11 protein-coding genes and 1 pseudogene are annotated in these 12,758 nt (G+C 48.3%); 9 read left to right on the top strand and 3 right to left on the bottom strand.

Features of this window, described 5'->3' with window-relative positions:
- Positions 1 to 73: 73 nt before the first annotated feature.
- Entirely contained in the window at positions 74 to 301 is a 228-nt protein-coding gene (locus PQG83_RS20940) for an integrase core domain-containing protein (RefSeq protein ID WP_376753560.1), read from the bottom strand.
- 267 nt (positions 302 to 568) lie between these two features.
- Here PQG83_RS20940 and PQG83_RS09605 point away from each other — a divergent pair, with 267 nt between their 5' ends.
- On the top strand, positions 569 to 2,218 hold the full coding sequence (locus PQG83_RS09605; protein WP_312748844.1) for an MBOAT family O-acyltransferase: 1,650 nt from the start codon (positions 569 to 571) through the stop codon (positions 2,216 to 2,218).
- Complete coding sequence (locus PQG83_RS09600; protein WP_312749169.1) at positions 2,134 to 3,312, top strand: alginate O-acetyltransferase AlgX-related protein; 1,179 nt, start codon at positions 2,134 to 2,136, stop codon at positions 3,310 to 3,312. Before PQG83_RS09605 ends, PQG83_RS09600 begins: the two co-directional genes overlap by 85 nt.
- Before the next feature lie 227 nt (positions 3,313 to 3,539).
- Here the strand turns inward: PQG83_RS09600 and PQG83_RS09595 are convergent, their stop codons facing one another.
- Positions 3,540 to 3,872: a hypothetical protein gene (locus PQG83_RS09595; RefSeq protein ID WP_312748843.1), complete on the bottom strand. Its 333-nt coding sequence runs from the start codon at positions 3,870 to 3,872 to the stop codon at positions 3,540 to 3,542.
- Positions 3,873 to 3,917: 45 nt separating this feature from the next.
- The gene (locus PQG83_RS09590) at positions 3,918 to 4,208 is read right to left on the bottom strand and encodes a hypothetical protein (protein WP_312748841.1); all 291 of its coding nucleotides are present in this window, start codon (positions 4,206 to 4,208) and stop codon (positions 3,918 to 3,920) included.
- 181 nt (positions 4,209 to 4,389) lie between these two features.
- Here PQG83_RS09590 and PQG83_RS09585 point away from each other — a divergent pair, with 181 nt between their 5' ends.
- The 7 genes and pseudogenes from PQG83_RS09585 (at position 4,390) to PQG83_RS09560 (ending at position 12,573) form a co-directional block, all read left to right on the top strand.
- The gene (locus PQG83_RS09585; protein ID WP_312748839.1) at positions 4,390 to 4,749 is read left to right on the top strand and encodes an IS3 family transposase; all 360 of its coding nucleotides are present in this window, start codon (positions 4,390 to 4,392) and stop codon (positions 4,747 to 4,749) included.
- A 26-nt stretch (positions 4,750 to 4,775) separates the two neighbouring features.
- A pseudogene (locus tag PQG83_RS20935) lies at positions 4,776 to 5,030 on the top strand (integrase core domain-containing protein); the annotation flags it as partial.
- Between the two features lie 698 nt (positions 5,031 to 5,728).
- Positions 5,729 to 6,706 (top strand): glycosyltransferase family 2 protein, encoded by a 978-nt coding sequence (locus PQG83_RS09580; RefSeq protein WP_312748837.1) that lies wholly within the window; start codon positions 5,729 to 5,731, stop codon positions 6,704 to 6,706.
- 68 nt (positions 6,707 to 6,774) lie between these two features.
- Positions 6,775 to 7,767, top strand: coding sequence for a glycosyltransferase (locus tag PQG83_RS09575; RefSeq protein ID WP_312748835.1), 993 nt, complete (start codon positions 6,775 to 6,777; stop codon positions 7,765 to 7,767).
- Positions 7,768 to 7,826: 59 nt separating this feature from the next.
- Positions 7,827 to 8,867 carry a FemAB family XrtA/PEP-CTERM system-associated protein gene (locus tag PQG83_RS09570; RefSeq protein ID WP_312748833.1) on the top strand — a complete coding sequence of 347 codons (1,041 nt, stop codon included), beginning with the start codon at positions 7,827 to 7,829 and terminating at the stop codon, positions 8,865 to 8,867.
- Between the two features lie 299 nt (positions 8,868 to 9,166).
- Positions 9,167 to 11,062 (top strand): glycosyltransferase family 39 protein, encoded by a 1,896-nt coding sequence (locus PQG83_RS09565; RefSeq protein ID WP_312748832.1) that lies wholly within the window; start codon positions 9,167 to 9,169, stop codon positions 11,060 to 11,062.
- Positions 11,059 to 12,573 (top strand): lipopolysaccharide biosynthesis protein, encoded by a 1,515-nt coding sequence (locus PQG83_RS09560; protein ID WP_312748831.1) that lies wholly within the window; start codon positions 11,059 to 11,061, stop codon positions 12,571 to 12,573. The genes PQG83_RS09565 and PQG83_RS09560 overlap by 4 nt, the downstream gene beginning before the upstream one ends.
- Positions 12,574 to 12,758 lie beyond the last annotated feature (185 nt).

The raw sequence follows: 12,758 nt of genomic DNA, 5'->3' as shown, positions 1-12,758 counted from the left end.
GAGTCCGACCACGACGCTTTTGCCCGCAGCGGCTCGCCCCCGTTTGCCCTTCCGGCGGCCCCCAAAGTAGGCTTCATCCAACTCGCTCCACCCTTTGCGTTTCCCACCCCTTCCAACTCGGCCAGATGATACAAGGCTTCTCGGAGGCGTTGGTACACACCTGTGAGTATTGTTCCTTCCGATATTGTCGAGGACTTTTGTATTGTAGGGCTAGATGCTGCCGGTCCTTGTTGTACCCACGCATCCATGGGTTGATCCTCCGCCGGGCGTCCTCAAACTCCTCAAATTGGTGTTGCCACACGCACTCTTTTTTGAGACTGAGGAGTGCTCTCTAAAAATTAGACCATCCGGTATGTTAGGTTTTCCTCAATCAGAGGAGAACCGACAGGAGGAAGCGATACTCAGAAGAGCAGATTGTGCGGATTTTGCGTGACGTGGAAGCACAACCCATTGACGCGGCCGCCCGGCAACATGGGGTTTTCATGATCACTCGGAAAACCCAACAATCCAAGTGGCTCCAAAACGGCGGTAGGTAACTGAGAATACAAAGCTACAGATTTACGGAATCGTGCGAACAGAGGAGTTCTGTATTTGGCCGGTTCTGACCAGGACACCAATAAAAAACCACCTGAAATCCACCACAATGCTCTTTAATTCCTACGAATTTATCCTGCTATTCATCCCGGCCGTCGCCGGTCTTTACTACTTGTTCGGCCATTTCGGCTGGTACCGCGCAGCCTTGAGTTGGTTGGTGCTTGCCTCGCTGTTCTTCTATGGCTGGTGGAATCCGGTCTACCTGCTGCTCCTTCTCATATCAATCGGCTTCAACTTCCTGCTTGGCCGGACGCTCAGCGGCATGGACAATCAATCCAGACGAAGGCTGGTGCTAATAGTCGGCATCAGTGCCAATCTCGGTGCGCTGGCCTATTTCAAATATGCCAACTTTTTTGTGGATAACATCAACTGGATGCTTGGAACCGGCTATCATTTAAAGACAATCATTCTCCCTCTGGCGATTTCCTTTTTCACCTTCCAGCAGATTACATTTCTCGTCGATGCCTACCGCCGGGAGATTCAGGAACCCGATTTTCTGTCTTATTGCCTGTTTGTGACCTTTTTCCCGCAATTGATCGCCGGCCCCATCGTCCATCACAGCGAAATGCTGCCGCAGTTCTTCAGGGCACAAACCTTTGTTTTTAATCATGCCCATCTGGCCGTTGGCTCCACAATTTTTATCATCGGCCTGTTCAAGAAAGTGGTAATCGCGGACGAGATTGCGCTGCATGCTACTCCCATGTTCAATGCTGCCCGGGATTTTCATCCCATTACCTTCTTTGAGGCCTGGGGGGGGGCGCTTGCCTATACCTTCCAGCTTTACTTCGACTTCTCCGGCTATTCGGACATGGCCGTAGGGCTGGCCTACCTGTTCGGAATTCGCCTTCCGCTGAATTTCTACTCGCCGTATAAGGCCAGCAGCATCATCGAATTTTGGCGACGCTGGCATATATCGCTTTCGCGTTTTCTGCGTGATTACCTCTATATACCCTTGGGTGGCAGCTACTACGGAAGGACGCGCCGTTACACGAGTTTGATGGTGACGATGCTACTCGGTGGGCTCTGGCATGGCGCCGGTTGGACATTCGTAGCCTGGGGCGCTCTGCACGGCGTTTACCTGTGCGTCAACTACGCATGGCGAGGGTTACGCCAAGTGCTGGGTCGCCAAGAAATCCGCCACGGCTGGATCAGTTTTTGGTTGGGTCGCATCATGACCTTTCTCGCCGTCGTCATCGCCTGGGTATTTTTTCGGTCGGAAAGTTTTTCGGCCGCCACCAACATTCTCAAGGGCATGCTCGGCCTCAACGGAGTCGCCTTGCCCACCTCGTATCGCGGCTACCTCAACAATGTTGCGTCGCTGGGTGACTACTTGCAGGGTGTAGGCTGGGCATTCGAGCCAGCCGTGCCACATTTCGGTGGACCCGAGCAATACCTGCTTTTGGCACTGTTGCTATTAATCGTTTGGTTTGCGCCTAACACCTACCAGTTGCTCGGAGGGTATAGTTCCGCGTTGGATATTACTCATGTCACCATCCGCTCGCAGCCTTCGAGTTGGATCGCGTGGCAACCCAGGGCGCTGTGGGCAATCGTCGTCTTTGCGATGTTCTGGTGGTCAATACAGGCTATGGATCGAACCAGCGAATTCCTCTACTTTCAGTTTTGATGTCGATGTCCACCGATCCTTTCCAAGTGTACAATCGCGTTTTCTTTTCCCTGTTTTTGCTGCTGCTGTGCGTCATTTTTGGTCTGCTTATCCATATGAAGCCATTGGTGGGGGAACTGACCCGCATGGGTGGGTATCTGGAGAGCCAAATCGGCTGGACTACCTTACAGGAACATTTTCCACAACCCCTGTTCACCAGGGCCAGAAGTATCGAAGAATATGATCGTCCGTTTGATGTTGTCGTGTTCGGAGATTCGTTTTCCGATGATTTATCCAAGGGGTGGCAGAACTACCTTGCCGCCGCGACTGGTTGGTCGATCATCACCTTAAACATGAACGAAATCGATATCGACCGTGTGCTGTCCAGTAGGATGTATCGGAGCGCCCCTCCGCGACTTTTCATTTACGAATCCGTGGAACGCAACTTTATCGATAACCATGATCGATGTCCCAATCAGGATGGGAATTCGGTTCATCGTCATCCGGAACCCCTGCGCCTGCCTCCGGCGAATCCGATGGCTGTCGAGATTGAATGGATAACCATGGATGATTACCCGCAGGTCCCGGTAGAAGGTATCGGCATTACCAACGCCGTTAACTACTTGCGGAAGGCCCTGTATCGGCGCATTCCCGATTTTAATCCGACCGAAGTCCACGAATTTAAACTGTCGCGGGACAACCTGTTTTCCAACGCTGTCAGCGATCGTCTGCTTGTGCTGACACGTGATTTTAATAATCTCGGGGTAACACCGCACCAAATCGCCACCGCCAATTGCAGCCTGATGGCCCTGCAGAGTCGCATCGAGGCGGCCGGCCGGACGACATTCCTTACTCTGGGGTTTCCGGACAAGACCACGGTCTACGCCGATTACATCGAGGACCCGATGTACCGCAATATGTCTGTAATTGGTTTGTTCGAAAATGAACCTGGATTGCACATGACAAAATTAAAAGATGAGTTTAAGGCGGCGGTCGAGGATGGCGTGATTGATTTCTACCTGCCGAACGATTCGCACTGCGGCTATTTAGGATACCAAATGGCGGCATACGCCGTGCTCGGTGCGCTGGAGCGTCGCGATCTGGTTCATCAATAATTGTGATTGACTCGACGTGCTGGAGTATCCGCAAGCAGGTTGTGCAGCAATTTCCGGGCACACGGAGCGGAGCGAAAGAACAGACAACCGATTTCTGCATGGCAAACCATATTTTTCTTTTTCTAGGTGGATCAGATTTAGAACGTCAATTTGCTCCGATAAGGTTTGCGCTATCCACTCATGTCCTTTCGGGGTCCAGTGCGCGTCCTGGACAAAATAGAGCTCACCTAACGTTTCAGTTTTTTATCAACTTCAGCGTCGGAACAATCGAGGGCACTTTCGCCACCCTTGCGGCCTCTTGGACTAGTCGCGGCACGCAATGGGTTTTTGGTCCTGGACGGGACTTGAATTTTTTCGGGTACGAATACGAATATATTTTTAGCTCCTAAACCACCAGCAACTTTGGTAATTTCAATTATGAAATCCGTAGCTCGTTTTCCGTCACCCTGGGTGAAATACTTGCTTGATGAGCGCTCCAACTCGGATATTAGTCCTATGCGCATGGCATGATAGCCAACCCAGTTACGCACCAGATGGGCAAGGTCGTTCTGCTTCTTCATCCATCCCGCTAGGTTCAATGTCTAGGTTTTTCTTAATGAGAGAGGCTAGATGATTTCGTGAGTCGTTTTTAGGGGATTCTCCTCCCACTGGCTGGGAAGGGGCCTATTGGTCACCTGCCCCCCAAAAACGGCTTCCATATTGGGCCAATAACTGACGATCGCGCCTTGGGCCATAACCGAGCGTTCCCTCCGTTTCTTTCTCTGGGAGCGCCGTGACGTCTGGAGGCAGTAGGCCCGCCGTCGTTTCTGGGCCGCCTGGTTGAGGGCTTGCCGTTCCTGCCACAAGGCGGTTTGGTTATTAATCTGATGCACATAGCCCGGCGTGAAGCTCCTCAAGCTCTGATGCAGTCAGCGATGGTTGTAATCCTTGATATTTAGTCCGATCTCCTCGCGAGCTGAGCGTTTATCCGGATAATTGCCCACCGCATAAATCTTCCCCTGTTTAATGCTGCGGTAGAACTGTTTCGCGATGGCATGATCTGTGGGCCGGCGGACCCGGGCATAGAATCAATCGGCCTTGCCCATCCGGATTCGTAATTTGGCGCAGGCTTGTCCGCGGTTTGGTTTTCTACGGATCTGGATCCTCTTCTGTCGCGAAGGCTGGCTCGTGAATCGGAAGCGCGTGGGTCGTCTCTATCGCCTGGGAGGGCTCCAACTCCGTATGCGGGTCCGAAGGCGAAAGCATATAACGCTGCATCGGGGGCCCGCTCACCCTCCCATGGGACCAGCTGAGCGCTGGAGCATGGATTTTGTTCATGATACCCTGGCGGATGGCCGCCCGTTTCGCATTCTCACCGTCGTCGATAACGGGAGTCGGCAGAGCCCGGTGCTAGAGGCGGGGGTTCGAATGTCGGGAGAACTGGTGGGCAGGCCTTAGATCGTGCCCTGAAAGGGAACTCCGGCCCACGGTCGATTACCGTCGATCACGGCACCGAATTCCAATCACGGGCACTGGAAGATTGGGCGTACCACCGCGGGGTGCAGCTCGACTTCATTCATCCGCGCAAATCTGTGGAAAACGTTTTTATTGAATCCTTTAACGGCCGTTTGCGGGACGAATGCTTGACCGTCAATTAGTTCCTGTCTCTCAACGAGGCCCGACTGATCCTCGAAACGTGGCGGCAGGATAAAAATCACCGTCGCCCACATAGCGCACTCGGCACCTGACACCGAATGAGTTTCTAAGACAACGTCAGTTTCAATCAAACGACCGAAGCCGCCCTCTGTTCTAGTTAAGAACTGTCTCGGAATGGGACCAACGTCAGTGTTTTAAGGTTTTTTGTATAGCCCCGCCTTTAGTGCAGGGATCTTTACTTATTTTATGGATTGAGTATAGTAAGAATTTTCTTACGTCATGACCTGCTTTATCTGGAGATAGGTTCATTCGCTTGCCGAGCGAAACTCAGCAATTTTGTTCCTTACTGGAATACTTTTTCCCCAGTCGTGTGTCCACCTGAATCGGCAGGTTGCCGGGTTTTTGCTGAGTCCGTCCTCCAATCTGATTGTGCCCGCCCTTGAGTTTAGTCTTTCCGTATCCGAAACTTATATGCACAGTCTTTTTTCGGGTTCTCACGCAAATGGATGATTTATGTTTTGCTTGTATCCTGGCCGGTGTAGGTCAGGATTTCCTGTTCTTGGGAAATGCCTTTGACCGTAGAGGGGGCGCATGTTTTTATCGTCAGCTTGATTCTGTTACGAAGGTAGTTGTTGTTTAGAGAACTAAAAAAAAGGCATTCATTTATGTGGGGAATTCCAGAGAAGCACATAATGAGACGACTCAGAGTCAAGAGTCATTTGGTGAAAAACCTGCCCTCAGGGTCTTTTATTGGGCGGTACTTGGAATTAGGTCTCTGAATATGCGACCTCTACTTTCCATCGTTGTTCCCATTTACAATGAGGAGGAAAGCATTCTTCTTCTCTATGATGCTATTCGAACGGCATGCGATCAGAGTGGGCAATCCTATGAAATTGTGTTTGTGGATGATGGAAGCCAGGACCGAACCTTTGAGTTATTAGCAGCGTTGCACCAAAACGATCAACGGGTCAAAGTCATTCGTTTTCGGAAAAACTATGGACAAACGGCGGCCATGAACGCAGGTTTTCGTCTCGCTCGGGGACAGGTTATTGTCAGCATGGATGGAGATTTGCAGAATGATCCCTCTGATATTCCTAGGCTTTTGACTAAAATTGGAGAGGGCTATGAAGTGGTATGTGGATGGAGGAAGGAAAGGAAAGATAAGTTTTTGTCCCGTCGGCTACCTTCCATCATCGCGAACTGGCTTATTGGGAAAATAACCGGAGTGCCTATCCACGATAATGGTTGTTCCTTGAAGGCTTACCGGGCTCCAATTATTAAACGCGTAGCTTTGTACTCTGAACTTCATCGGTTTATTCCTGCTATGGCAACCTTGGCAGGTGCTCGTATTGCTGAATTGGTTGTGACTCATCATTCTAGAAGATTTGGAACAAGTAAATATGGGATTTCAAGAGCTTGGCGGGTGTTTTTGGATCTGTTCTTAGTGAAAATGGTGACTGGGTTTTCAGCACAACCAGCAATATGGTTTGGTGCTCTCGCTCTCCCTGCGATTTTTTTGGGTAGCGTAGGCTTGTTTGTGATGTTCCTTCCCGAGGGATCGGGAGTAGTGTGGCCAGCGATCGCCTTTTTGTTTTATGCACTCGGTGGACACCTGGTTGCCATGGGAATTTTGGCAGAAATGTTTCTCTATGCAGGGGATTACCGTCCTGAGCAGATGCTGAGAGGTATTTTTTCTCAAGATCATCGACTCACTGTCCGATTTGATTATAAAGATCAAGAAAGGGATTTCCTGTCTTAGGCGTCATTAACGAGAGAACAATCCCAGATCAGTTATTCTATTCTTCATTTTTCGATCCTCTTGCCACTATGCCTTCAATTTCTCCTTCTTCCGTGGCCCACCTGAGTGGAGAGTGTCCAGAGCAACGTCAATTCGCGGTGTCTGTTGTTATTCCTGTGACAGAGCGAAATGATTCACTCTGTGATATTTATCTTGCGCATGCTGAAATTTTGACCGGCTTAGTGAAGTCATTTGAATTTATTTTTGTCCTGGATGGGGGCTTTGAAAGTGCGCGGCACTCCCTTGAAGGCCTCATTGCTAAGGGTAAACCCATTCACGTTATTTCTCTACCACGTCACTTTGGAGAAGCCACCGCTCTTATGGTGGGATTTCAGCATGCAAAATCAGACATGTTCATCACGTTGCCCGCGTATTTTCAAACCTTGCCTGAGAGTCTGCAATTGGTGGTGAACTCTTTGAAGGAAGGTTACGACCTTGTTGTCACACGTCGACACCCTCGTCGTGATATTTGGATCAATCGGTTGCAGAATTATGTCTTTCACTTTGTTGTCTGGTATTTAACCGACGTGAATTTTCATGATATGAGCTGTAGCCTTCGGGGTATCCGAAAGCATGTGATTCATGAAGTTCAACTGTATGGTGATCTGCATCGGTTCCTCCCGTTGCTCGCCTATCACCGAGGGTTTCGTGTTGTAGAGAAAAATGTTCTCCAGCATCCTGCGGATTGTCATTCACGAATTTATCGGCCAGGTGTTTATCTCCGCAGAATCCTTGATATTCTGACGGTGGTCTTCCTTTTCAAATTTACCAAAAAGCCTTTACGATTCTTTGGCTTGATTGGTGCGGGGCTATTTTCAGGCGGTTTCATCATATCCATGATTCTGGCGATCCAAAAACTCTTTGGCCTTACAGGTCTTACCGACCGGCCACTGCTCATCTTAGGAGTCTTGTTGATGGTGCTTGGCGTCCAAACCGCCTCAATTGGTTTACTGGGCGAAATGATTATTTTTACTCATGCACGGAAACTCAAAGATTATGCTGTCCAGAAGATTTTAAAATAAGCTGATTTGAGTCAATCCCACTTCTGGTGACATGGCGAATTCCTGAAAGAAAATTTTCTATGAAAGAAAACGTACGGGTGTCATTTTTTCAAGACCATGAAGAAAAATTGTGGGATGATTTTGTTGACAGATCCCCTCAGGGTACCTTTTTTCATCTTATTGGCTGGAAAAAAGTCATTGAAAAAACATTTGGCTATCGCTCTTGTTACCTGGCTGCATATGATGATTGCGGGATATGCGGGTGTTTGCCGTTATTTCAAGTGAAAAACATCATTTGTGGAAATGCTCTGATTTCGGTGCCTTTTGGGGTTACCGGTGGAATTTGTGCAGATAACTCCGTGGCGGTCAATTCCCTCTTGCATCGAGCCCAGGAATTAGCGGAGGAGCTTGGTGCCGATTATATTGAACTCCGGCAGGCAAGCCCGTGTGGTGTGGATCTTCCTGAGAAAGATCTGTACGTGACATTTGAACGGGAACTTGAATCAGATGCGGATAAGAATATGGCCGCTATCCCCAGGAAACAACGACGGATGATTCGCCAGGGAATGAAGCATGATTTAGTTTCATCCGTTAATGGCAAGGAAAGTATCCCTCTGTTCTATGAAATCTATGCACATAGTGTTCATAACCTAGGGACTCCGGTGTTCCCCTACAAATATTTTCAATGTCTCATGGAAATTTTCGAAGAAAAGGTGCGAATTCATACGGTTTGGCATCAGGAAACCCCAGTCGCTGCGGTTCTTACATTTTTCTATAAAAACCGGGTGATGCCCCACTATAGTGGAGCATTGAAATCATATTTTCACTTTGCCGTGAATGACTTTATGTACTGGGAACTTATGAAGTATGGCTGTGAGCACGGTTTTACGATTTTTGATTTTGGGAGAAGTAAGCGGGGAACCGGATCCTTTGACTTTAAGCGCCATTGGGGATTTGAGCCCCTTCCTTTACCGTATCAGTATTCGTTGCATAAGCAAAAAGAGATCCCCAATGTGAGTCCGACAAACTCAAAATTTAAACCCTTCATTGCGTTGTGGAAGAAGCTTCCTCTTCCAATTGCCAACATTGTAGGACCTCACCTCATTCGCTATGTTCCGTAATTTCCCGGCAGGTTTCATCCTGCCAACTTTGCCTGACTGAATATGATGGGAATAATCGTGAGGGAGAAAGAATTCTTCTTTCCTTTTCGAAATCTTTCCGTCTTACCATGGTCGATACGGGTTCGGGAGACGCTCCCCCTGAAGAAATGTTGATGCCTTTTCCAAAAGATTCCTCTTCTTATCGTAGATGTCTTTCGAGATATCATGGGGTTCACCTCCTGGTGATTATGGCTGTGGGAGCTTTTTTTCGGTTTCCTGGGCTGGGTGATCTCAGTCTTTATGGTGATGAGGAACACACCATGCTTGCCGTTCAAGCCATTTTGGCTGATGGGTTTCCCCATATGCCGTCGGGAATGGCTTATTGGCGGGCGGCGCCCTATTCCTATATGGCTGCAGCCTCAGCGCTGATATTTGGCCTGAGTGAATTGGCTATACGGGTTCCGAGCGCGGTTCTGGGCCTCATCGCGCTCCCTATCTTTTATTCCCTGGCAAGGCGCCACATTGGTAGGTTACCTGGACTGATGGCAACCTGGTTTTTGGTTTGTTCGGCTTGGCATATTGACATCTCTCGAGAGGGCCGGATGTATTCAGCCTTTCTGACATTTTTTCTGGTTTCTCTCCTCTGGTTTGAAAAGGGGTTCATCGATAAAAATCCAATGTATCGGGTTCTAGCTGTTGTCGGAGCGTTATTGACTATCACTTCCCATGAACTGGGAATTCTTTTAATGGGTTTTTGGTGCCTTCCAATTTTCTTTGGTATGTATCGGCTGGCTTTTAAGGAACAGTTTCTTGTACTCACTGTGAGTTTAGGGCTTTCTATTTTCTGGTATGGGTACCAGAAGTTCGAAGCGTTTGTTGTTCCTGGAGTCATCCAAGATCAAGGTGTGGCACAGGTAAGCCTTTTGGTTAAGATTCAGAATGCCTTACACTTCCATTTTCTGCCACAGTTTTGGATGCTGTCCGACATGAGGGAACAGCATTTTTTGCTGTTCTGTGGTTTGGTGCTGTGTGTGATCTTGTGGGTCTTGACCAGTTACCGCTTCTTAGCCAGGCGGGAAGCGATTCCTTCCTGGTTATACATTATTAGCTTTCTCCTATCAGGTTTTGCGCTTTTTAACCTGTTCGGTTTGGTGGCTGTTTGTGTGCTTCTGCTGGGATTGACCTTGGGTGAAAAGTTGCGAGAAGTCGCAAGGCTTCGTTTTGTGCAATCTTTACTGGTTTTGCTCTCTATGGTTCTTGGGTTTTGGGTGTTTTATGGAATAGCAATCTGGCAAGGAACTGGTTTGAATGTTGTCTCCCAGATTGATTTAATACGAAAAGTTCTTAAAGACTCTTTCTATTATCCAGCTCTGCACATCCTAATGTACATTGAAGCCTTTCCCGTTATGAGCGGAGTCATGATATTGACTTCGGTGTTCTGGATCCTGACTCGACATCAAGGTTTAGGTTGTCTTCGTCGCGAAGCTCCGATTTTCGTATGGTTTTGGTTGCCGTTATTGGTGTTGGGATTGACTCGAGAGTGGATTGGGCTTCGCTACACGCTGCCGCTCTACCCGTTTTATTTAATGATCATGGCATGGGGAGTCGCTCGTATCGCACAGTTTCTCGGAGAACTGATCCATGACCGGTTTTTGAGTGGAGGGTATTCAACAAAAACTACTACTGTGACGGCAGTTTTGAGCTTTACATTGTTCCTCCTGGTCGTTCCCGTCATCAATGAACAGCATCACGTGTGGGCAGCCATGAAGATGGGACGCCTCGATTATAACCAAGAAATTCCCTCTATATTGCATGGGTATCCCCATCATCCTGATCACCAGGGGCCGGGGCGATATGTGAGGAAGCATCTTCAGGAAGATGATGTGGTGATTGCGATGGATGTGTTTGAGCAGACTTTTTATGTGGGACAAGTTGACTATTGGCTTCGTTTGCCTGAGGGCATGCAACAGTATAGTTATCAACAAAATGGAGAGTGGTTCGACAAATACACGCGGTCCAGACCCGTGACGAGCCCGCAAGGAGTCGACGCCATTCTTAAACAGCACAAAGACAAAACCATATGGCTTATTACCTCGAGTGAAGACCCGAAATCAGTAGAAGCCCTCTTGTCCCAGCAAGTTGTGACCTGTCGCTGTGAGGTCTATGTGGGACGTGACGAACAAACTCGCGTATATCGTTTTTTACCTCATTCATGAAAGAAAGTCTTGAAGGTCGAACCAAGCGTGGAGTGGCATGGTCAGGTGTAACCACATTGTGTGGACAAGTCCTGACGTTTGGCCTGGGAGTGGCCCTTGCACGGTTGCTTTCGCCAGCAGATTTTGGAGTTTTGGCAGCCCTCATTATCTTTTTGGAAATTAGCAGTTCTATTGTCAGTTCAGGGTTTGTCGCTGCGCTGATTCAATTCCCCTCGATTCGGAAAGAACATTATGCGACGGTATGGCTTGTGCAATTGGTTTTGGGAAGTTTGGTCTACTTTGGGCTAATAGTGCTCTCTCCCTTCATTGCGGAGTTTTTTCGTAATGAGCTCATTGGGGATGTTCTGAAGGTTCTTGCCCTGTATATGTTTATTCTCCCTTTCATTTCAATTCCCACGGCAATATTACGTAAGGCAATTAATTTTAAAGCTTCCGGGTTAGCCACGCTGTTTCAGCAGCTTGTATCTGGTGGGGTGTCCGTTACATGTGCATATGTTGGTTTTGGGGTCTGGAGTTTGGTGGGTGGAAGACTTGCCGGGCATTTAACCAATGCGATTTATCTCGTAAATGTGAGTAAGTGGGTTCCTTCCTGGCACTTTAGTCTGGGAGCGTTACGTGACCTTATCCCCTATACAGGAAAGATGACCTTAGTCAATGTGTTAAATGATATTGCCAAAAATGTGGATTATGTGTTGGTGGGCAGGTTATTGGGGGCAGGTCAATTAGGGTTGTACGAGCGAGCCTATACATTAATGACTCTACCTTTGGATAAGATCTCAAATTCGATTAATCTTGTTCTCTTTTCAGCCTTTTCAGAAGCACAACATAATATCGGTCAATTGCAAAAAGGGTTTCTTAAAGCGACGTGCGTTACCTCATGGTTTTGCGCCCCTGTTGTTGTCGGGCTTTTCTGGGTGGCTCCAGAACTTGTGACCGTGCTGTATGGGGAAAAATGGATAGGCACGGTGGCTCCCCTGCGGATCATGAGCTTTGCGGGCCTGCTGTTGTCGCTAGACTCTATCGCTGTTTCATTGATTACGGCCATGGGTTTTGTTGGGTTTGAATTGAAGCGTCAGGCCATTTATTTCGTCATCATGTTTGTGGGGGTTATGATTGGGAGCTATTGGGGATTGATCGGCGTGGCCACTGCGGTTCTTGTTGGGGCCGGCATCTTTTTGATTCTATTACTCATTCTAGTCAGACAATTAGTCAAGGTTCAGTTTGTGGACTATGCCATCGTGCTCATGCCGTCTCTTCTAGGATGCGCCGTCATGTCCGTGTGCCTAGGGATAGGTCGGATACTCCTTCAGAATTTCGTGGGAACGAATATGTTCACAGTTCTTTTCACCATGATTGTGGTCGGTGGGCTTTCCTATTTTGTGTACTTTCTGGCAATGGGGAATAAACCACGAACTGATGTGGTCGTGGAGGTGCACCGTGAAATTACCCATTATGTAAGAAGCACCTATGTCTGGTTGCGGGTCACTATCCTGGGTCGAATTATGGGCTGATACATTCCTGGTCTTTAAGAAATGGCTGATAAGACAAAACCCCGTCTTCCATTGTCTGGCCATCTGATCTTGTTTTCCATATGGGTTTTTATCGGTTAAGCTTGAGGAATATCATTCCGATGATGATACAGAATCAACATCTTTCAAAATCAATACGTGGAACAATCTTCGCAATCTAGCGATCA

This window comes from Candidatus Nitrospira neomarina (genome assembly GCF_032051675.1).
GTDB classification, from domain to species: Bacteria; Nitrospirota; Nitrospiria; order Nitrospirales; family UBA8639; genus Nitrospira_E; species Nitrospira_E neomarina.
The sequence above is the reverse complement of the archived record's forward strand: the minus strand, read 5'-3'. Positions and strand labels throughout refer to the sequence as shown.